19 protein-coding genes are annotated in these 19,474 nt (G+C 69.7%); 9 read left to right on the top strand and 10 right to left on the bottom strand.

From position 1 onward, the window contains the following. The first annotated feature begins 23 nt into the window (after positions 1–23). The 5 genes from ES689_RS05390 (at position 24) to ES689_RS05370 (ending at position 5,224) form a co-directional block, all read left to right on the top strand. Positions 24–1,439: a dipeptidase gene (locus tag ES689_RS05390; protein ID WP_146901130.1), complete on the top strand. Its 1,416-nt coding sequence runs from the start codon at positions 24–26 to the stop codon at positions 1,437–1,439. 131 nt (positions 1,440–1,570) lie between these two features. Further along, positions 1,571–1,951 carry an iron-sulfur cluster insertion protein ErpA gene (erpA, locus tag ES689_RS05385; RefSeq protein ID WP_123545598.1) on the top strand — a complete coding sequence of 127 codons (381 nt, stop codon included), beginning with the start codon at positions 1,571–1,573 and terminating at the stop codon, positions 1,949–1,951. A gap of 208 nt (positions 1,952–2,159) precedes the next feature. Beyond that, positions 2,160–3,047 (top strand): cytochrome c oxidase subunit II, encoded by an 888-nt coding sequence (gene coxB / locus ES689_RS05380; RefSeq protein WP_223269394.1) that lies wholly within the window; start codon positions 2,160–2,162, stop codon positions 3,045–3,047. A gap of 13 nt (positions 3,048–3,060) precedes the next feature. Then, positions 3,061–4,803, top strand: coding sequence for a cytochrome c oxidase subunit I (gene ctaD, locus ES689_RS05375; RefSeq protein WP_146901127.1), 1,743 nt, complete (start codon positions 3,061–3,063; stop codon positions 4,801–4,803). Positions 4,804–4,807: 4 nt separating this feature from the next. Next, on the top strand, positions 4,808–5,224 hold the full coding sequence (locus ES689_RS05370; protein ID WP_146901124.1) for a cytochrome c oxidase subunit 4: 417 nt from the start codon (positions 4,808–4,810) through the stop codon (positions 5,222–5,224). Between the two features lie 778 nt (positions 5,225–6,002). Here the strand turns inward: ES689_RS05370 and ES689_RS05365 are convergent. The 4 genes from ES689_RS05365 to ES689_RS05350 are packed head-to-tail and all read right to left on the bottom strand — an operon-like array spanning position 6,003 to position 10,284. Further along, complete coding sequence (locus ES689_RS05365; RefSeq protein WP_370512331.1) at positions 6,003–7,670, bottom strand: cytochrome bc complex cytochrome b subunit; 1,668 nt, start codon at positions 7,668–7,670, stop codon at positions 6,003–6,005. Then, the gene (locus ES689_RS05360; protein WP_146901121.1) at positions 7,667–8,734 is read right to left on the bottom strand and encodes a ubiquinol-cytochrome c reductase iron-sulfur subunit; all 1,068 of its coding nucleotides are present in this window, start codon (positions 8,732–8,734) and stop codon (positions 7,667–7,669) included. The genes ES689_RS05365 and ES689_RS05360 overlap by 4 nt, the downstream gene beginning before the upstream one ends. A gap of 38 nt (positions 8,735–8,772) precedes the next feature. Further along, positions 8,773–9,618 (bottom strand): c-type cytochrome, encoded by an 846-nt coding sequence (locus tag ES689_RS05355; protein ID WP_146901118.1) that lies wholly within the window; start codon positions 9,616–9,618, stop codon positions 8,773–8,775. A gap of 21 nt (positions 9,619–9,639) precedes the next feature. Then, the gene (locus tag ES689_RS05350; RefSeq protein ID WP_123545607.1) at positions 9,640–10,284 is read right to left on the bottom strand and encodes a heme-copper oxidase subunit III; all 645 of its coding nucleotides are present in this window, start codon (positions 10,282–10,284) and stop codon (positions 9,640–9,642) included. Positions 10,285–10,393: 109 nt separating this feature from the next. Here ES689_RS05350 and trpD point away from each other — a divergent pair, with 109 nt between their 5' ends. Beyond that, entirely contained in the window at positions 10,394–11,446 is a 1,053-nt protein-coding gene (trpD, locus tag ES689_RS05345) for an anthranilate phosphoribosyltransferase (RefSeq protein WP_146901115.1), read from the top strand. A gap of 124 nt (positions 11,447–11,570) precedes the next feature. Here the strand turns inward: trpD and glpK are convergent, their stop codons facing one another. Together glpK and ES689_RS05335 are read right to left on the bottom strand one after the other, a co-directional pair. After that, the gene (glpK, locus tag ES689_RS05340) at positions 11,571–13,088 is read right to left on the bottom strand and encodes a glycerol kinase GlpK (RefSeq protein WP_123545611.1); all 1,518 of its coding nucleotides are present in this window, start codon (positions 13,086–13,088) and stop codon (positions 11,571–11,573) included. A 135-nt stretch (positions 13,089–13,223) separates the two neighbouring features. Continuing rightward, positions 13,224–14,024 carry an MIP/aquaporin family protein gene (locus ES689_RS05335; protein ID WP_146901112.1) on the bottom strand — a complete coding sequence of 267 codons (801 nt, stop codon included), beginning with the start codon at positions 14,022–14,024 and terminating at the stop codon, positions 13,224–13,226. Between the two features lie 164 nt (positions 14,025–14,188). Here ES689_RS05335 and dhaK point away from each other — a divergent pair, with 164 nt between their 5' ends. Genes dhaK through dhaM form a run of 3 tightly spaced genes read left to right on the top strand, consistent with a single transcriptional unit; the run spans position 14,189 to position 16,595 of the window. After that, on the top strand, positions 14,189–15,190 hold the full coding sequence (gene dhaK / locus ES689_RS05330; RefSeq protein ID WP_146901109.1) for a dihydroxyacetone kinase subunit DhaK: 1,002 nt from the start codon (positions 14,189–14,191) through the stop codon (positions 15,188–15,190). 41 nt (positions 15,191–15,231) lie between these two features. Continuing rightward, the gene (gene dhaL, locus ES689_RS05325) at positions 15,232–15,903 is read left to right on the top strand and encodes a dihydroxyacetone kinase subunit DhaL (protein WP_146901105.1); all 672 of its coding nucleotides are present in this window, start codon (positions 15,232–15,234) and stop codon (positions 15,901–15,903) included. 2 nt (positions 15,904–15,905) lie between these two features. Continuing rightward, positions 15,906–16,595, top strand: a complete 690-nt coding sequence (gene dhaM, locus ES689_RS05320) for a dihydroxyacetone kinase phosphoryl donor subunit DhaM (protein ID WP_146901101.1) — start codon at positions 15,906–15,908, stop codon at positions 16,593–16,595. Here the strand turns inward: dhaM and ES689_RS05315 are convergent. The 4 genes from ES689_RS05315 to ES689_RS05300 all read right to left on the bottom strand — a co-directional run bounded on the left by ES689_RS05315 (position 16,592) and on the right by ES689_RS05300 (position 19,443). Beyond that, positions 16,592–17,362, bottom strand: a complete 771-nt coding sequence (locus tag ES689_RS05315) for a pyrimidine reductase family protein (RefSeq protein WP_223269393.1) — start codon at positions 17,360–17,362, stop codon at positions 16,592–16,594. The genes dhaM and ES689_RS05315 overlap by 4 nt on opposite strands. Next, positions 17,359–18,240 carry a dihydropteroate synthase gene (gene folP, locus ES689_RS05310; protein ID WP_370512338.1) on the bottom strand — a complete coding sequence of 294 codons (882 nt, stop codon included), beginning with the start codon at positions 18,238–18,240 and terminating at the stop codon, positions 17,359–17,361. The genes ES689_RS05315 and folP overlap by 4 nt, the downstream gene beginning before the upstream one ends. A 67-nt stretch (positions 18,241–18,307) precedes the next feature. Continuing rightward, the gene (folE, locus tag ES689_RS05305) at positions 18,308–18,901 is read right to left on the bottom strand and encodes a GTP cyclohydrolase I (protein WP_146901098.1); all 594 of its coding nucleotides are present in this window, start codon (positions 18,899–18,901) and stop codon (positions 18,308–18,310) included. 71 nt (positions 18,902–18,972) lie between these two features. Then, positions 18,973–19,443 carry a hypothetical protein gene (locus tag ES689_RS05300; RefSeq protein WP_146901095.1) on the bottom strand — a complete coding sequence of 157 codons (471 nt, stop codon included), beginning with the start codon at positions 19,441–19,443 and terminating at the stop codon, positions 18,973–18,975. Between the last annotated feature and the right edge of the window lie 31 nt (positions 19,444–19,474).

Raw genomic sequence — 19,474 nt, 5'->3', positions numbered from 1 at the left:
AACGAGTTCCTAAGATTACCTGCATGACCGACTCGCAGCACCCCGTGACCCCGACCGATCCTCGTACTGTCAGCGAACTCGCGGAGGCGGTGCAGGGCGGCTTCCCCGCCGCCGTCGCCGACCTCGGCGGCCTGGTGCGCATCCCGTCCGTCTCCTGGGACGCCTTCGACCCCGCGCACGTCGCCGCCAGCGCCGAGGCCGTCGCCGAGCTCGTGCGGGGCACGGGCCTCTTCGAGACGGTCCAGGTGAGCCGTGCCCCGATCGGCGACACCGGCGCCCTCGGCCAGCCGGCCGTGCTCGCCCGGCGCCCCGCGCGCGACGGCAAGCCGACGGTCCTCCTCTACGCCCACCACGACGTGCAGCCGCAGGGCGACGACGCCGACTGGGACTCGCCTCCGTTCGAGCCCACCGTCAAGGGCGATCGCCTCTACGGGCGAGGCGCCTCCGACGACAAGGCCGGCGTGATGACCCACGTGGCGGCGCTGCGGGCCGTCCGCGAGGTGCTCGGCGACGACCTGGGCGTCGGCGTCGCGGTGTTCATCGAGGGGGAGGAGGAGTTCGGCTCCCGCTCGTTCGCCGACTTCCTCCGCCAGCACCGCGACGACCTCGCGGCCGACGTCATCGTCGTCGCCGACTCGGGCAACTGGAGCACGACCGTCCCCGCGATCACCGTCGGACTCCGCGGCAACGTGACGTTCCGCCTGACCGTCCGCACCCTGGCGCACGCGTCCCACTCGGGGATGGTCGGCGGCGCGGTCCCGGACGCGATGCTCGCGATGGTGAAGCTGCTCGCCACCCTGCACGACGACGCGGGCAGCGTCGCCGTCGCCGGGCTGCGCAGCCGCGAGGCCGAGCACCCCGAGCAGAGCGAGCAGCAGCTGCGCGAGGAGGCCGGGCTGCTCGAGGGCGTGACGCCCATCGGCACGGGCCCGCTCCTCAGCCGCGTCTGGTCGCAGCCGTCGATCACGGTCACGGGCATCGACGCCCCGAGCGTCGCCAACGCGTCGAACACGCTGTCGCCCGAGGTGTCCGTCCGGATCAGCGCGCGCATCGCTCCGGGGCAGGCCGCGTCCGAGGCCTACACGGCCATCGAGGCGCACCTCCGCGAGCACGCGCCCTTCGGCGCGCACGTCGAGATCGACGACGTCGACGAGGGCGACCCGTTCCTCGTCGACACGAGCGGCTGGGCCCTCGCCGAGGCCACCGCGGCCATGACAGAGGCCTGGGGGGAGGCGCCCCTGCAGATCGGCATCGGCGGCTCGATCCCCTTCATCGCCGACCTCGTCCGGACGTTCCCCGAGGCCCAGATCCTCGTCACCGGCGTGGAGGACCCCGACACGCGTGCGCACAGCCCGAACGAGTCGCAGCACCTCGGCGTGCTGCACCGTGCCGTGCTCAGCGAGGCCGTGCTGATCGCCCGCCTCGACGCCCGGAGCTGAGGCACGGCGGGGTCGACGGCGCCTGTGCACCGTCGGCCTCGTCCGCCCTGGTCGCCGGGAACAAATCCCGGCACGGGCTGCTTACACTGGTCAACGACGAGTGCCCCTGCGCACCGACCCGAGGAGGCTCCATGACCGACACCGCGACCCCCGCCGTCGAGACGGCCGCCGGCGACACGACGACCGCCCACGGCGTCACGATCACCGCGACCGCCGCCGACAAGGTGAAGAGCCTCCTGACGCAGGAAGGGCGTGACGACCTCCGCCTCCGCGTTGCCGTCCAGCCCGGTGGCTGCTCCGGCCTCATCTACCAGCTCTACTTCGACGAGCGCCTCCTCGAGAACGACGCCACGGTCGACTTCGACGGCGTCGAGGTCGTCGTCGACAAGATGAGCGTTCCCTATCTCGACGGCGCGGCCATCGACTTCGAGGACACGATCCAGAAGCAGGGCTTCACCATCGACAACCCGAACGCCCAGGGCAGCTGCGCCTGCGGCGACAGCTTCCACTGACGCAGGAGGCGCCTCCCGGGCGCTCCTGACCGGTCACCACACCAGAGGGACCGCCGAGAGGCGGTCCCTCTCGTGCGTCCAGGTGGCTCGTGCTCGAACGACTCGGCGGGGCCGTGTGCAGAGGCCCGGTCAACCTGCGAGTAGGCTAGGGAAGTCCCGTCCTAGACTGGGAAGACCCCCAAGCTGTCGTGTCATCCGAGAGGTAACAGTGCGTTCTAACCGCCGTCTTCGTTGGGCCGCCATCCCCGTGGCCGCCGTCATGGCCCTCGTCCTCGCGGGATGTACGCCGGAACAGCTCCAGGGCTGGCTCCCCACCACCGCGGGCACGACCAACCACGTCGACAGCATCATCGGCCTCTGGGTCACGTCGTGGATCGTGCTGCTGATCGTGGGGCTCATCGTGTGGGGCCTGATCATCTGGACCTGCATCGCCTACCGGCGCCGCAAGGGGCAGACCGGCCTCCCCGTCCAGCTCCGCTACAACATGCCGATCGAGATCTTCTACACGGTCGTGCCGCTCATCCTCGTGCTGGGCTTCTTCGCCTTCACCGCTCGCGACCAGGCCGCCATCGAGGAGCCGACCGCGAACCCCGACGTCAAGATCGACGTCTACGCCAAGCGCTGGGCGTGGGACTTCAACTACATCGACCAGCAGCAGGAAGACGACAGCGTCTACTACCAGGGCATCCAGGCCCAGGAACTGCCGAGCGGCGAGGTCGACCAGGACCAGCTCCCGGTCCTGTACCTCCCCGTGAACAAGACCGTGCAGATCGACCTCAAGTCGCGCGACGTCGCCCACTCGTTCTGGATCGTCGACTTCCTCTACAAGAAGGACACGATCCCCGGCAAGACGAACTTCATGTACTTCACGCCTGAGAAAGAGGGCACGTTCACGGGCAAGTGCGCCGAGCTCTGCGGCGAGTACCACTCCCTGATGCTGTTCAACGTCAAGGTCGTCTCCGAGGGCGAGTACGAGGACTACCTCGCGACGCTCGCCGACGAGGGCAACACCGGCCTCCTCGGCGACCAGTACAACACCAACACCAACCAGCCGAACAACGAGGCGCCCGTCGCCGCCGGTTCGGACGAGAAGTAAAGGCACGGGTTCGATGACAGCCACCGCCACCCGCCCCACCACAGGCGGAACCTCCTCAGGGCAGAACTTCGGAGCGTCGAAGGTCGGCCGCAAGGGCAACGTCGTCGTCACGTGGTTGACGTCGACCGACCACAAGACCATCGGGTACATGTACCTGATCGCGTCGTTCCTCTTCTTCTGCCTCGGCGGCGTCATGGCGCTGCTGATCCGCGCGCAGCTCTTCGCCCCCGGGCTCGAGATCGTGCAGACGAAGGAGCAGTACAACCAGCTGTTCACGATGCACGGCACGATCATGCTGCTCATGTTCGCGACGCCCCTCTTCTCGGGCTTCGCCAACGCGCTCATGCCCCTGCAGATCGGTGCGCCTGACGTCGCCTTCCCGCGACTGAACGGCTTCGCGTTCTGGCTCTACCTCTTCGGCTCGCTCATCGCGGTCGCCGGCTTCCTCACCCCCCAGGGCGCCGCCTCCTTCGGCTGGTTCGCCTACGCACCGTTGTCGGACACGACGTTCTCACCAGGGCTCGGCGGCAACTTGTGGGTCTTCGGGCTCGGCATGACGGGCTTCAGCACGATCCTCGGCTCGGTCAACTTCATCACCACGATCGTGACCATGCGCGCACCCGGCATGACGATGTGGCGCATGCCGATCTTCACCTGGAACACGCTGATCACCTCGATCCTCGTGATCATGGCGTTCCCCGTGCTGGCCGCCGCCCTGTTCGGGCTCGGGTTCGACCGGGTGTTCGACGCGCAGGTCTTCAACCCCGCCAACGGAGGCGCCATCCTGTGGCAGCACCTCTTCTGGTTCTTCGGTCACCCTGAGGTGTACATCATCGCGCTGCCGTTCTTCGGCATCGTCTCCGAGGTCTTCCCGGTCTTCAGCCGCAAGCCGATCTTCGGCTACAAGACGCTCGTGTACGCGACGATCTCGATCGCGGCCCTGTCGGTCACGGTGTGGGCGCACCACATGTACGTCACGGGCTCGGTCCTCCTGCCGTTCTTCTCTCTGATGACGATGCTCATCGCGGTTCCCACCGGCGTCAAGATCTTCAACTGGATCGGCACGATGTGGCGCGGCTCGGTCACGTTCGAGACCCCGATGCTCTGGGCGATCGGCTTCTTGGTGACCTTCACCTTCGGTGGGCTCACCGGCGTCATCCTGGCGTCGCCGCCGCTCGACTTCCACGTCTCCGACACGTACTTCGTCGTGGCGCACTTCCACTACGTGGTGTTCGGCACGGTCGTCTTCGCGATGTTCTCCGGCTTCTACTTCTGGTGGCCGAAGTGGACGGGCAAGATGCTCAACGAGCGTCTCGGCAAGATCCACTTCTGGATGCTGTTCATCGGCTTCCACACGACGTTCCTCATCCAGCACTGGCTCGGCGTCATGGGCATGCCTCGTCGCTACGCCACGTACCAGGCCGAGGACCACTTCACGTGGATGAACCAGCTCTCGACGATCGGTGCCATGTTGCTCGGCGTCTCGATCCTGCCGTTCTTGTACAACGTCTACATCACCGCGCGTCGGGCGCCCAAGGTCGAGGTCAACGACCCCTGGGGCTACTCCCGGTCGCTCGAGTGGGCCACGTCGTGCCCGCCGCCCCGTCACAACTTCACGTCGATCCCGCGCATCCGCTCGGAGTCGCCGGCGTTCGACCTGAACCACCCCGAGGCGGGCATCCCCGTCGGCATCGGTCCGGTCAAGGACGCGCCCGAGGCCCCCACGTACGACGCATCCAGCAACGAGGTGAAGTAGTCCGATGAGAACCAACGCGACCCTGTTCTGGATCCTGGCGATCTTCTTCTTCTTCGTGGATGCCGTCTACGTCATCTGGAGCCTCATCGACACGGGCAAGGTGGAGTGGGCCGGCACGATGGGCATCGGCCTTGCCGGAGCTCTGGGGGTCTTCCTCGCCTTCTACATGGGACGCTCGCACGCAGCCCAGGGCGGCGAGCTCGCAGAGGACCGTCCGGACGCCAACATCGACGACGGCGACCCTGAGCTCGGGCACTTCAGCCCGTGGTCGTGGTGGCCCATCGTCCTGGCCTTCGCCTGCGGCCTGATCTTCCTGGCCCTCGCGGTCGGCATGTGGATCATCTACATCGGCGGCGCGCTCGTGGCAGTGGCCCTCGTCGGCTGGGTCTACGAGTACTACCGGGGCAACTTCGCCCACTGACGTCACCGTCCCCTGGATGCCGCTCACCCTCACGGGTGGGCGGCATCCGTCGTTGGTGCCTGCGGCTGGCTGCGTCTGCGCGGCCGACGTGGCTGCCGTCCCTTAGGCTCGGGCACACTCGTACTTGCTGACGCGAAGGCGACGAGGCGACCCGGGGCCCGCTGTTGACTTGTCCCATTCCACCCTGGTCACCGGATCCGACGTGCGTGGGTCAGCCCAGTGGGCCCCACCGGCTCCATCGGCTCATCGTTCGGAGTCGGCGGGTGGCTGTCGCCGCCGGCGGGTCCGTGCGGACCGCCACGGCCTATGGGAACCCGCCGCGAGGCACGTGAACCCGCCGCGGGCTAGCGACAACCGCCGTGGGGCGCACTGCCCCGTCCGAGGGCGGAGCGGGGTGCGGCGGCGCTCTGGGGGGCTGCTGGCGAGTGCGTGAGTCCGGAGGCAGGGGTAGAGGGTCGAGCGGGTTGCTGTCGTCGGCGGCGGGCGCACACCGATCCGCCGCGAGCTACGGGAACCTGCCCGAGGGCGGGTGGGCCGGCGGAGGACTACGGGAACCGGGCTTCTGGGGCCCGCGGGGGCTACCGGCCCCGTCGATGGCTACGGGGAGCCGCCGTGGGGGTGCTCGGGCCGGGGCGGCCGGGTGAGCCGCCGTCTTGCGCAGACGAGACCGGGGGTGCGGGAAGCAGATGAGAAGGGGCCCGGGGGAGCAGTGGAGCCGGGCGGACGGCGAAGGGCCCGACCGCTGGTGCGGTCGGGCCCTTCGGGTGGTGCAGGTGGGTCAGTGCTCGTCGTGGTGCGAGGCCTCGATCTCCGACCGCGTGACCGGCGCGATGCGGTCCTCGAAGAAGAAGGTCGACACCGACGCCCTGACGCGCTGCAGGGGAGTGATCTGCCCGTTCGCGTTCGGACGGATCATGAGCGGCTCGTACTCGTTGAAGTTCAGCAGACGCCAGCGCTCGTACTCGTCGAGCTGCTCGTGGACCTCGACGTACTCGCCACCGGGGAGGCGGACGATGCGACCCGACTCGTAGCCGTGCAGCGCGATCTCGCGGTCCTTCTTCATGAGCGCCAAGCAGACGCGCTTGGTGATCCAGAAGGCGAGGAACGGTCCGATGATCAGGACGGCCTGGACGGAGTGGATGACGAAGTTCAGCGAGAGCTTGAAGTGCGTCGCCATGATGTCCGAGCTGGCCGCGGCCCACAGTGCCGCGTAGAGCACGATGCCTGCGGCGCCGATCGCCGTCCTGGTGGGAGCGTTGCGGGGACGGTCGAGGATGTGGTGCTCACGCTTGTCACCGGTCACCCACGCCTCGAGGAACGGGTACAGCAGCACGGCCAGGATGAACAAGGTCAGCAGCGCGATGGGAGCCAGGATGTTCATGGATACGGTGTAGCCGAAGAACAGGAACTCCCAGCCCGGCGGGACGAGACGCAGAGCGCCGTCCGCGAACCCGATGTACCAGTCCGGCTGCGTTCCGGCCGACACGGGCGACGGGTCGTACGGCCCGTAGTTCCAGATCGGGTTGATGGTGAAGAGCGAGGCGATCAGCACCAGGACGCCGAAGACGATGAAGAAGAACCCACCGGCCTTGGCCGCGAAGACGGGCATCACGGGGACGCCGACGACGTTCTCGTTCGTCTTGCCAGGCCCCGCCCACTGGGTGTGCTTGTTGATGATGAGCAGCAGCAGGTGGACGCCGAGGAGGGCGATCAGCAGCGCCGGCAGCAGCATGATGTGCAGCGAGTAGAAGCGCGCCACCATGTCGGTGCCGGGGAACTCACCGCCGAACAGGAGGTACGAGATCCAGACGCCGATGACGGGGATGCCCTTCACCATGCCGTCGATGATCCGCGCACCGTTGCCGGAGAGCAGGTCGTCGGGGAGCGAGTAGCCGGTGAAGCCCTCGGCCATGGCGAGGATCCAGAGGGTGAAGCCGACGACCCAGTTGATCTCACGCGGCTTGCGGAACGCACCCGTGAAGTAGACGCGCAGCATGTGCAGCATGATGGCGGCGACGAAGAGCAGCGCGGCCCAGTGGTGGATCTGACGGAAGAGCAGACCGCCGCGCACGTCGAACGAGATGTCCAACGTCGACGCCATGGCGGCCGACATGTTGAGGCCCTTGAGCGGCACGTACGAGCCGTTGTAGTTCACCTCGGCCATGGACGGCTGGAAGAAGAACGTCAGGAACGTTCCCGAGAGCAGGATCACGACGAAGGAGTAAAGCGCGACCTCGCCGAGCATGAACGACCAGTGGTCGGGGAAGATCTTGCGTCCCACCTCGCGCACGAGGCCCGACATGCTGGTGCGCTCGTCGACGTAGTTCGCCGCGGCGCCGAAGATCTTGTTCGTCTTGGTCGGCGCGAAGGCCGGTGCCGTGGTGGTGGTGTTGGAGCCCTCGGACGTGGTCGTCTCCGTGCTCGGTGCCGGTGTGGTGGTGATCACTTTTCGCGCTCCCAGAAGCTAGGGCCCACAGGTTCGTGGAAATCGCTCTGCGCGACGAGGTACCCGTCGGAGTCCACGGCGATGGGCAGCTGCGGGAGAGGCCGCTTGGCCGGTCCGAAGATCACTTCGCAGTTGTTCGTCACGTCGAAGGTCGACTGGTGGCAGGGGCAGAGCAGGTGGTGTGTCTGCTGCTCGTAGAGCGCCACAGGGCACCCCACGTGCGTGCAGATCTTGGAGTACGCGACGATGCCGTCGTACTGCCATCCCTCGCGGCCTTCAGGGATGTTGAGGTCCTCGGGCTTCAGGCGCATGAGCAGCACGGCTGCCTTCGCCTTCTCCTCGAGGAGGTGCTCCGACTCGTTCAGGTTCTCGGGGATCACGTGGAACACCGAGCCCAGGGTCACGTCGGACGCTCTGATGCGCGATCCGTCAGGATCACGGGTGAGGTGCATGCCGTCTTCCCAGAGGGTGTGACGGAGGACCGCGTTGGGGTCTTCTGCCGGTGCCAGGTCGCGGAAGATCACGACGGCGGGCAGCGGGGTCGCGACGAGTGCACCGATCATGCTGTTGCGGATCAGGGCACGCCGACCGAAGCCGGACTCCTCGTTGCCCAGCGAGAAGACCTCGACGGCTTTCTCGCGGGTCTCGTCAGTGCCGCGGGTGCTGTGCCGCATCTCGGTGATCTCGCGGGCGGGCATCAGCGTCTTCGACCAGTGCACGGCCCCGATGCCCACGGACAGAAGTCCGAGGGCGATGCCGAGACCGAGGAACAGGTTGTTCAGACGAACGGAGCCGGAGTCGCCGGACGTGATCGGGAAGGCCACGTAGGCACCGATGGCACCGATGCTGCCGACGATCGAGAGGAAGAACCAGAGGCTGATCTGACGCTCCGCGCGCTTCTCGGCGCGAGGGTCGATGTCGGTGACACGGTCGCGGTGGGGCGGCTCACCCGGGTTCTCGAAGACGTCCTTCGTGACGACGGCCGTGCCGGCCGACACCTGTCGAGGCTCATGCTTCTCGACAGCCGAGCCCGCGGTCGGGGCCTCGTCGTCGTGCTGTGCCATGGTTTCTTGCCTTTCGTGGAGTGCGGGAGAGTCGCGGGTCAGTTGGACCGGGCGGTGAGCCAGATGGTCACCGCGACGATCGCGCCGAGGCCGAAGATCCAGATGAACAGGCCTTCGGCGACGGGGCCGAGGCTCCCGAGCTCGAACCCGCCGGGCGACGGGTTGTTCTCCAGGTACTTGAGGTAGGTGATGACGTCGGCCTTGTCCTGGGGGGACAGGTTGAGGTCGTTGAAGACGGGCATGTTCTGCGGGCCGGTGAGCATGGCCTCGTAGATGTGGGCACCGCTGACGCCGTCGAGGGCCGGAGCGTACTTGCCCTCGGTGAGGGCACCTCCTGCGCCGGCGACGTTGTGGCACATGGCGCAGTTGATGCGGAACAGCTCGGCGCCGTTGGTGGTGTCGCCGTCGGCCTGCAGGTACTCCTCGTCGGGGATCGCGGGGCCGGGGGCCAGCGAGGCGACATACGCGGCGAGGTCGTAGACCTGGTCGTCGGTGAACTGCGTGGGCTTCTCTTCGGCCTGCGGGCCGTTCGCGGCCATGGGCATGCGGCCGGTGCCGACCTGGAAGTCGACCGAGGCAGCGCCCACGCCGATGAGGCTGGGGCCCTCGCCCGTGCCGTCGGCCGCGAGTCCGTGGCAGGTGGCGCAGTTCGAGGCGAAGAGCTTCTGGCCCTCGTCGATGCTCTGCTGCGACGCGGCCGAGGTGGTGCTCTCGTCGGCCGTGGCCGTGGACGAGAACAGAGCGTAGGCACCACCTGTGGTCAGCAGGCCGACCAGGAGGAGGGAGGCCGTGGCCAGGGGGCTGCGGCGCCCGGTCTTGGCCGGGCGGCGCTTGGGCGTACGGCCCTCGGGAGAGGACGAGGCTGCTGAGCTTTTGAGGAACATGCTGTGCGAGGGATCCAATGCCTATTTGAGGACGTAGACGACCATGAAGAGGCCGATCCACACCACGTCGACGAAGTGCCAGTAGTACGAGACGACGATGGCGGTCGTCGCCTCCTTGTGACCGAAGTTCTTGACGGCGAAGGCGCGGCCGATCGTGAGCAGGAACGCGATGAGCCCGCCGATGACGTGGGCCCCGTGGAAGCCCGTCGTCATGTAGAAGGCCGAGCCGTAGGCGCTGGAGCTCAGGGTGACGTGCTCGGAGATGAGGTGCGCGTACTCGAAGACCTGGAGGCAGATGAACGCGGCGCCCATCGAGTAGGTGAGGAAGAACCACTCGACCATGCCCCACGAGCCGACCTGGAAGAGCTTGCCGGTGCGTCGAGCCTGCATGCGCTCGGCGGCGAAGACGCCGAACTGGCAGGTGACCGACGAGAGCACGAGCATGATCGTGTTCGTCAGCGCGAACGGCACGTCGAGCTTGGCGGTCTCGGCAGCCCACAGCCCCGGGGAGGTGCTGCGCAGCGTGAAGTAGATCGCGAAGAGGCCGGCGAAGAACATGACCTCGCTGCCGAGCCACACGATGGTGCCCACGGCAACCGTGCTCGGCCGGTTCACGACCGGTCCTGCAGAAGGTCTCGAGAGAGAGGTACTTGTCACGAGGACCATTATGCCTGGTAACCGGCCCAGGGTTTGCGCAGGAAACCCCGGGTGGTGGATTTTGCGTTGACGACGAGCTATGTGATGGGCCACCCTGTGCGCCGATAGCCTTGACGGCATGATCCACGACCTGACCTGGCCCTTCCTCATCGACCAGCTGCTCTCCGGGCACGACCTCTCGATCAGCGAGGCGACCTGGGCGATGGAGCGCGTCATGGTGGGGGAGGCGACCCCGGCCCAGCTCGGCGCGTTCCTCGTGGCCCTCCGTGCCAAGGGCGAGACCGTCGACGAGATCGTCGGCTTCCGCGACGCCGTGCTGGCCCACGCGGTGCCCCTGCCCGTCGACTCCATGGCCGTCGACATCGTGGGCACGGGAGGCGACCGCTTCGGCACGGTGAACGTGTCGACGATGGCGTCCGTCGTCGTCGCGTCGACCGGCGTCCCCGTCATCAAGCACGGCAACCGCGCCGCCAGCTCGTCGTCGGGATCGTCGGACGTGCTGGCGGCCCTCGGCATCGACCTGGGGCTCGGTGCCGACCGGGTCGCCGAGGTCCTCGGCGAGGTAGGCCTGACCTTCGCCTTCGCGGCCGCGTTCCACCCGGGGTTCGGCCACGCCGCGGCCGTCCGTCGTGAGATCGGCGTGCCGACGGTGTTCAACTTCCTCGGCCCGCTCGTCAACCCCGCGCGTCCCGAGGCCAGCGCGGTCGGCGTCGCGTCGCCCGAGAAGGTGGCGCTCATCGTCGGCGTCTTCCAGACCCGCGGGGCGACGGCGCTGGTGTTCCGGGGCGACGACGGGCTCGACGAGCTCACGACGACTGGACACAGCCACATCTGGGAGGTCTCGGCAGGCTCGGTGACCGAGCACGACCTCGACCCCCTCGAGCTGGGCATCCCGCGGGCGGCCATCGCCGACCTGGTGGGCGGCGACGCCGAGCACAACGCTGGCGTGGCTCGCCGTGTCCTCGACGGCGAGACCGGACCGGTCCGCGACATCGTCCTGCTCAACGCCGCGGCCGGGCTCGTCTCGTACCGCCTCGCCCAGGACCCGGCCCAGCGTGACCGACCGATCCTCGCCCGCTTCAGGGAGCAGCTCATCGTCGCGGCCGAGGCCATCGACTCGGGCGCCGCCTCCCGCAAGCTGGCTGACTGGGTGGCCGCCACCCGGCGCTGAGTCGACCGACCGCCTCCTGCGTCGCGCCTGGCGCGGACACGAGGAGGCGGTCGTCCCGGACACGACGGAGGGCCCGTTCCTGACGGAACGGGCCCTCGTGCTGTCACGCCAGGTGGCGCTGGCGTCAGTTGACGTCCTCGTCGACCCAGTCGAAGGTCTTCGTGACGGCCTTCTTCCAGAGGCGGAGGGTGCGGTCGCGCTCGTCTGCCTCGATGTTCGGCGTCCAGCGCTTGTCCTCCTGCCAGTTCGAGCGCAGGTCGTCGAGCGTCTCCCAGAAGCCGACCGCGAGGCCGGCCGCGTAGGCAGCGCCCAGCGCGGTCGTCTCGGCGACGACCGGACGCACCACGGGCACGTTCAGGATGTCGGCCTGGAACTGCATCAGCGCGTCGTTGCCGGTCATGCCGCCGTCGACCTTGAGCTCGGTGAGGTCGACGCCGGAGTCGGCGTTGACCGCGTCGAGCACCTCGCGGGTCTGGAACGCCGTCGCCTCGAGGGCGGCACGGGCGATGTGGCCCTTGTTGACGTAGCGCGTCAGGCCGACCAGGGCGCCACGGGCGTCCGAGCGCCAGTAGGGCGCGAACAGACCGGAGAACGCGGGCACGAAGTAGACGCCTCCGTTGTCCTCGACGCTCTTGGCGAGCTCCTCGACCTCGGGCGCGGAGCCGATGATGCCGAGGTTGTCGCGCAGCCACTGGATCAGCGAGCCGGTGACGGCGATCGAGCCCTCGAGCGCGTAGTGCGGCGCCGCGTCGCCGAGCTTGTAGCCCAGCGTCGTGAGGAGGCCGTTCTTCGAGTGGACGATCTCCTCGCCCGTGTTGAAGATCAGGAAGTTGCCGGTGCCGTAGGTGTTCTTCGACTCGCCCTGGTCGAACGCGGCCTGGCCGAAGGTCGCTGCCTGCTGGTCGCCCAGGATGCCGGCGATCGGGACCTCGCGGAGGAGGCTGGAGGCCTCGACCGTGCCGTAGACCTCGGACGAGCTCTTGATCTCGGGGAGCATCGAACGGGGCACGTCGAAGGCCTCGAGGATGTCGTCGCGCCACTCGAGCGTCTCCAGGTCCATGAAGAGGGTGCGCGAGGCGTTGGTGACGTCGGTGACGTGCACGCCGCCGTCGGTGCCGCCGGTGAGGTTCCAGAGGACCCACGTGTCGGTCGTGCCGAACAGCAGGTCGCCGGCCTCGGCCTTCTCGCGGGCTCCCTCGACGTTCTCGAGGATCCAGACGACCTTCGTGCCCGAGAAGTAGGTGGCGAGCGGCAGGCCCACGACGGGCTTGAAGCGCTCGACGCCGCCGTCGGCAGCGAGGCGGTCGACGATCGACTGGGTGCGGGTGTCCTGCCAGACGATGGCGTTGTAGACGGCCTTGCCGGTCGTCTTGTCCCAGACGACGGCAGTCTCGCGCTGGTTGGTGATGCCCACGGCCTTGATGTTGTGGCGCGTGATGTCGGCGCGGGACAGGGCCTGGCCGATGACCTCGCGGGTGTTCTCCCAGATCTCGGCGGGGTCGTGCTCGACCCAGCCGGCGCGCGGGAAGATCTGCTCGTGCTCCTTCTGGCCGGTCGAGACGATCGAGCCGGAGTGGTCGAAGATGATGGCGCGGGTGCTGGTGGTGCCCTGGTCGATCGCCAGGATGTAGTCGTCGCTCACGTGTGGTTCTCCTTCGTCGTTGATGGTGTGCACCGAGCAGGGCGGACACGCCCCGGCCGTGGCCGGTGCGTGTCCCGGGTGTCCCCGCGGTGCAGTCGTGGAACGGGGGGTCGTCGGCTGCCTGCCGGGGGCCTGCTAGCCGTTGATGAGGGGGAGGAGCGGGTAGGACAGGAGCGCCGCGAGCGAGCCGCCGACCAGGGGGCCCACGACGGGCACCCAGGCGTAGGACCAGTCACTCGAGCCCTTGCCCTTGATGGGAAGCAGGGCGTGGGCGATGCGCGGGCCGAGGTCACGGGCCGGGTTGATCGCGTAGCCGGTCGGGCCGCCGAGGGAGGCGCCGATGCCGACCACCAGGAGGCCGACGGCGAGGCCGCCGAGGCCGCCGAGGTCGACCGGCGCTGCGCTGCCGTTGGTGAAGGCGATGATGACGAACACCAGCACGAAGGTGCCGATGATCTCGGTCACGAGGTTCCACCCGTAGTTGCGAATGGCCGGGCCGGTCGAGAACACTCCGAGCTTCGAGGCCGGGTCGGGCTCCTCGTCGAAGTGGTTCTTGTAGGCCAGCCAGACGATGACCGCACCGATGATCGCTCCGACCATCTGCGCCGCGACGTAGACGAGGAACTGCGGGAAGTCGATGTTGCCGAGGATCAGCTGCGCGATGCTGACCGCGGGGTTGAGGTGAGCGCCCGACTTGTACGAGACCGCGATGCCGGCGAAGACCGCGAGGCCCCAGCCGAAGTTCACCATCAGGGTGCCGCCGTTGAAGCCCTTCGACTTCGTGAGGGCCACGTTGGCGACCACGCCGCCACCGAGGGTGAGGAGCATGGCAGTGCCCACCAGCTCAGAGAGAAAAATCGTTCCCAGGTCCACGTCGACCTTCCTTAGTCGTCGGGCGGAGGGCGACTGTGCACCTCCGCGGTGAGCGTGTGGCATCACCATAGACCCGGGGAACACCCCGGCCGCCACCCGAATCACCACGGATGCACATATGTGCACGGGAGCCGTCGCGCGCCCCGCCTGCACCGGCCCTGCCCGGAGTAGCTTCGAGGCGCGACGGTGCCGCCCGTGCACCGTGCCCGTTCCAGGGAGGGACTTCGATGAAGAAGCTCATCAACGATCCGAAGGACGTCGTCGAGGAGGCGGTGGCCGGCATCGGCGCCGCGCACCCCGACCTGCTGGTCGTCTCGCACGACCCGACGTTCGTGCGCCGCGCCTCCGGGCCCGTCGCCGGCAAGGTCGCGATCGTCAGCGGCGGCGGCAGCGGCCACGAGCCGCTGCACGCCGGGTTCGTCGGACACGGCATGCTCAGCGCGGCCGTGCCGGGCCCGGTCTTCACGTCGCCCACGCCAGACCCGATCGTCGCCGCCACCCAGGCCGTCGACGGGGGAGCGGGCGTCCTCTACATCGTCAAGAACTACACGGGCGACGTCCTCAACTTCGAGACCGCGGCCGACCTGGCCGAGGCCGAGGGCATCACCGTGGCGTCGGTGCTCGTCGACGACGACGTCGCCGTCAAGGACTCGCTCTACACGGCCGGCCGCCGGGGCGTCGCCGGCACGGTCGTGGTCGAGAAGACGGCGGGAGCCGCGGCCGAGCGCGGCGACTCGCTCGAGCAGGTGGCCGAGGTGGCTCGCCGGACCAACGCGGCGACCAGGACGATGGGGGTCGCGCTGACCGCCGGCGTCGTCCCGCACGCCGGCGAGCCGAGCTTCACGCTCGCCGACGACGAAGTCGAGATCGGCATCGGCATCCACGGCGAGCCCGGCCGCGAGCGCGTGCCGCTCGAGCCGGTCGACCGGATCGTGGACCGCCTGCTCGACGCCGTCCTCGACGACCTGGGCACCGCCTCCGGCGATCGCGTGCTCCTGTTCGTCAACGGGATGGGCGGCACCCCGCTCGTCGAGCTCTACGTCGCGTTCCGCCGTGCCTCGGAGGTGCTGACCGAGAAGGGCGTGCAGGTCACGCGGACGCTCGTCGGCAACTACGTCACGTCGCTCGAGATGCAGGGCATGTCCATCACGGTGACGACGCTCGACGACGAGCTGACCGAGCTGTGGGACGCCCCCGTCGAGACCGCGGCCCTGCGCCGCGGACGCTGACCCCGCCGCCCACCAGACCAGACACCCGAGAGAAGGACGACATGACACTGGACTCCACCTGGGCCCGCCGCTTCGTCGAGCGCGCGGCCGACACCGTCAGCGAGAACCGCGCCGCTCTGATCGAGCTCGACCGCGAGATCGGCGACGGTGACCACGGCGAGAACCTCGAGCGCGGCTTCTCGGCCGTGCGCGCCAAGCTCGCCTCGCAGCCCGACGACGCCACGCCCGGCGCCCTGCTCAAGATGGTCGCGACGACCCTGATCTCGACCGTGGGAGGCGCCTCGGGGCCCCTCCTCGGCACCGCGTTCCTCAAGGGGGCCGGCGCGATCGGCGACGCGACGGAGATCGACTCCGCCGCCGTCGCGGCCTTCGTGGCCGCGGCGCGCGACGGCGCCGTGCTGCGCGGCAAGGCCGAGGTCGGGGACAAGACCATGATCGATGCCTGGACGCCCGCGTCGGATGCCGCGAAGGCAGCCGCGGACGCCGGTGGCGACCCCACGTCGGTGCTGCGAGCAGCTGCCGACGCGGCTGCGGACGGAGCCGCGTCGACCGAGCCGCTCGTCGCCCGCAAGGGACGCGCCAGCTACCTGGGCGAACGCGCGGTGGGGCACCGGGACCCGGGCGCGCAGTCGTCCGCGCTCATCCTGGCGGCCGCCGCGGATGCCGCCGACGACGTCGCGGCGGCCGCGGCGACGACCTCCGGGGAGGCGTGACCATGGCCTCCGTCGGCATCGTCGTCGTCTCGCACAGCTCCAAGATCGCCGAGGGCACGGTCGAGCTCGCTCGTCAGATGGCGCCCACCACGACCCTCGTCGCCGCCGGCGGCACCGACGAGGGCGGCATCGGCACCAGCTTCGACGCCGTCTCCGCAGCTCTGGGCACCGCCGACGGAGGCGGGGGAGTCGTCGTGCTCTGCGACCTCGGCTCCGCCTTGCTCACGTCGGAGACGGCGGTCGACTTCCTCGACGACGCCGAGAAGGAGCGCGTCGTCATCGTCGACGCGCCGATCGTCGAGGGAGCGGTGGCCGCGGCCGTCGCGGCCGAGACCGGCGGCTCGCTGGCCCAGGTCGCCGAGGCAGCCCGCAGCGCGACGGGCGTAGCCGATCCGCACGCCGACGAGCGCGAGCTGCGCGGCGGCGACGCCGTCGAGCGGTCGGCCGTGCTCGTCAACGCGTCGGGCCTGCACGCCCGGCCCGCTGCCGAGCTCGTGACCCACGCCTCCCGGTTCCAGGCCGACGTCACCGTCAACGGCGTCGACGCGAAGAGCCTCCTCCGCATCATGGGGCTCGGGCTCGGCATCGGGTCGACCGTGTCGCTGATGGCCACCGGACCGGACGCCCAGCAGGCCGTCGACGACCTCGTCGAGCTGATCGAGGGCGGGTTCGGCGAGGGGGCTGCCGGCTAGCGGTCGCGCACGTACCAGGTGAGCAGCTCGTCCGCGTCCTGCAGGACGTGGGCGAGGCGCATGCGCCTCAGCGGGCTCGAGTCGTCGCCCTCGGCCCCCTGGCTGACGCGCAGCCCGTGGCCGCCCTCGAGCATCGGCGCGAGGGTGAGGAACAGCTCGTCGACGGCGTCGGCCCGCACCAGGTCGCCGAAGAGGCGGGGTCCGCCCTCGCAGTGCATCTGCGTGAGGCCGCGCTCGATCAGGGCGTCGCGCAGGAGGTGCGGGTCGACCCGCTCGTCGCCGCAGGCCACGACGTCGGCGACGCGCTCGAGCGCCCGACGCGCTCCCGGGTCGGCTCGGTCGGTAGTCAGGACGAGCGGCCGCACCGGCGCCTCGGTGAACACGGTCGACTCGGGGTCGAGCCGGAGGGACCCGGACACGAGCGCGAAGGCGGGCTGGGGGGCGAGACCGGCCTGTTCTCGCCAGGTCGCCGCGTCGTCGCCGAGCCGCATCGCGCCGTAGCCCTCGTCGCGGACGGTGCCTGCACCGACGACGACCACGTCGGTCACGCGCCTCAGCAGGTCGAAGACCCGGCCGTCGGCCGGACCGCCGAGCGAGCCGGAGACGCCGACAGAGGTCGAGGCGCCGTCCAGGGTGGTCACGAAGTTGACCCTGAGGCACGGGCGGCTGCGGTCGTGGGGGGAGAGCGTCGCCAGCAGGTCCGCGTCGGTGAGGGGCGCCTCCTCGTGGCCTCCGGGGACCACTCGGACCACGCGCGAGCCGGTCACGAGACGTTGTGCACGGCGTGCACGGGTCGTCGCCAGCCGAGGATGGCCTCGACCATGCGGGCGGCGTCGACGGCCGCGGGGGCGTCGTGCATCCGGACGATGCGGGCGCCGAGGAACACGCTGGCGACGGCGGCCGCCAGCGAGCCGGCGAGGCGGTCGGGCTTCTCGCGGTCGAGGGACTCGCCCACGAAGTCCTTGTTCGAGACGGCCGCGAGCACGGGGTGCCCGAGCGCGGCCACCTCGCCGAGACGGCGGGTCAGCTCGAGGGTGTGCACGGTCGTCTTGTTGAGGTCGTGGCCGGGGTCGACGATGATCTGTTCCTCTCGGACGCCGTGGGCGAGCGCGACGTCGACGCGCCGGGCGAGCAGCTCGACCACCTCGCGGGCGACGTCGTCGTAGTGCGGCCGCGGGTGCGGACGGCGGGGGGCGGCGAGGCTGTGCGTCACGACGAGGGTCGCACCGCTGTCGGCCACGACGTCGGCGAGCCGCGGGTCGTGCAGCCCGGTCGTGTCGTTGACGACGCCTGCTCCGGCCTCGATCACCGCGGCGGCGACCTCGGGCCTGAAGGTGTCGACCGAGATGACGACGTCCGACACGGCAGCGAGTGCCTGGACGACCGGCAGCACCCGGTCGAGCTCGTCGGCGGCCGACAGCTCGGGGCCCGGCGCGAAGGGGACGCCGCCGATGTCGACCCAGTCCGCGCCGGCCTCGGCCGCGTCGACGGCCGCCTGCACGGCCGCGTCGAGCGCGAACGTGCGGCCCTGGTCGAAGAAGGAGTCGGGGGTGCGGTTGACGACGGCCATCACGGCCACCTGCCGGGAGAAGTCGTACGTGCGGCGGCCGACGGAGCGCACGGGGATCCGCAGCGGGGGAGCGATGAAGACCGGGACGGACGGTGTCGCGGCAGCGGCAGCGGCTGCGGGATCGGCCTGCGGACGGCCCGGCTCAGCCACGGCCGTCTCCCGCGGTGATCAGGGCGATCGCCTCGGCCCTGGCGGCAGGCTCGGCCAGTGCACCACGACTCGCGACGGTGATCGTCGAGCTGTCGACCTGTCGCGGGCCGCGCGTCGTGACGCAGCCGTGCACCGCCTCGAGGACGACGAGCACGCCCGTGGGGGAGAGGCCCTCGACGAAGGCGTCGGCGATCTCCTCGCCGAGGCGCTCCTGCAGCTGGGGCCGCGACGCCAGCGCGTCGACGACCCGGGGGACGGTGCCGAGGCCGACGATCCGCTCACCAGGCACGTAGGCGACGTGGGCCTGGCCGACGAAGGGCAGGAGGTGGTGCTCGCAGACCGACCGGAGCGCGATGCCGCGGACCACCACCAGCTCGCCGAGCTTCTCGGGATCGGAGGCGACGGCCGAGGAGCGGACGAGCTCGGCGGCGTCGACCTCGAGGCCGGCGAAGAACTCGGCGTACGCCTCGGCGACGCGTCGTGGCGTCGACAGGAGGCCCTCGCGGGTGCCGTCCTCGCCGATGGCCGCGAGGATCTCGGCGACCGCCGCCTCGATGCGAGGGCGGTCGACGGGGGGCGGGGTCATCGTGCCATCCTGCCAGGTGGCCCGTCCGGCCTCGGCCCGCCGGAGGCAGTTCTCAGGAGGCCTGGGGGATGTCAGCGGGAGTCGTCGCCGGGGGAGCCGTGCTGCTCGGCGGGGCGCGCCTCGTGGTGTCGTCGACCTGGGCTGCGCCGCTCCTCCTTCATCTCGGACTCGAAGACGTGCCGCCTGCCGCCGGCGAGTGCGTCGCGGACGGTCTTCTCGCTGCGCCGGAACTCCGACCAGTACGTGTCGTCGTAGTCCTCGACGAGCTGGAACGTCCAGCGGCCCTCGACGACGTTGCGACCGACCAGGTCCCGCTCGAGCGCGTCGGCGTGCTCGTCGTGGCCTGCCTCGCGAAGCAGCTCGACCGCCTCGCCGAGGGCGAGGTCGGCCTTGCCCGTGAGCCTGTGGAAGCCGTAGAGCAGGCCGCGGGCGTGCTCGACGACCTCGAGCGCCTCGGAGAGCTTGCCCAGTGCGGCGACGGTCGCGTCGTCGACGCCCTCGGGGCGCAGGTGGGCGTCGTCCGGTGTCTCGTGGTCGGTCATGCGCCGACTGAACACCGGTGGCCTGTCGGAC

The organism is Frigoribacterium sp. ACAM 257 (assembly GCF_007954365.1).
Taxonomy (GTDB): Bacteria; Actinomycetota; Actinomycetes; order Actinomycetales; family Microbacteriaceae; genus Frigoribacterium.
The sequence above is the reverse complement of the archived record's forward strand: the minus strand, read 5'-3'. Positions and strand labels throughout refer to the sequence as shown.

Bases quoted from the DNA above. Each gene is read 5' to 3' on its own strand.
- ES689_RS05390 (WP_146901130.1), top strand. From the start codon at position 24: ATGACCGACTCGCAGCACCCCGTGACCCCGACCGATCCTCGTACTGTC.
- erpA (WP_123545598.1), top strand. From the start codon at position 1,571: ATGACCGACACCGCGACCCCCGCCGTCGAGACGGCCGCCGGCGACACG.
- ctaD (WP_146901127.1), top strand. From the start codon at position 3,061: ATGACAGCCACCGCCACCCGCCCCACCACAGGCGGAACCTCCTCAGGG.
- ES689_RS05370 (WP_146901124.1), top strand. From the start codon at position 4,808: ATGAGAACCAACGCGACCCTGTTCTGGATCCTGGCGATCTTCTTCTTC.
- ES689_RS05360 (WP_146901121.1), bottom strand. From the start codon at position 8,734: ATGGCACAGCACGACGACGAGGCCCCGACCGCGGGCTCGGCTGTCGAG.
- ES689_RS05355 (WP_146901118.1), bottom strand. From the start codon at position 9,618: ATGTTCCTCAAAAGCTCAGCAGCCTCGTCCTCTCCCGAGGGCCGTACG.
- ES689_RS05350 (WP_123545607.1), bottom strand. From the start codon at position 10,284: ATGGTCCTCGTGACAAGTACCTCTCTCTCGAGACCTTCTGCAGGACCG.
- trpD (WP_146901115.1), top strand. From the start codon at position 10,394: ATGATCCACGACCTGACCTGGCCCTTCCTCATCGACCAGCTGCTCTCC.
- ES689_RS05335 (WP_146901112.1), bottom strand. From the start codon at position 14,024: ATGCCACACGCTCACCGCGGAGGTGCACAGTCGCCCTCCGCCCGACGA.
- dhaK (WP_146901109.1), top strand. From the start codon at position 14,189: ATGAAGAAGCTCATCAACGATCCGAAGGACGTCGTCGAGGAGGCGGTG.
- dhaL (WP_146901105.1), top strand. From the start codon at position 15,232: ATGACACTGGACTCCACCTGGGCCCGCCGCTTCGTCGAGCGCGCGGCC.
- dhaM (WP_146901101.1), top strand. From the start codon at position 15,906: ATGGCCTCCGTCGGCATCGTCGTCGTCTCGCACAGCTCCAAGATCGCC.
- folE (WP_146901098.1), bottom strand. From the start codon at position 18,901: ATGACCCCGCCCCCCGTCGACCGCCCTCGCATCGAGGCGGCGGTCGCC.
- ES689_RS05300 (WP_146901095.1), bottom strand. From the start codon at position 19,443: ATGACCGACCACGAGACACCGGACGACGCCCACCTGCGCCCCGAGGGC.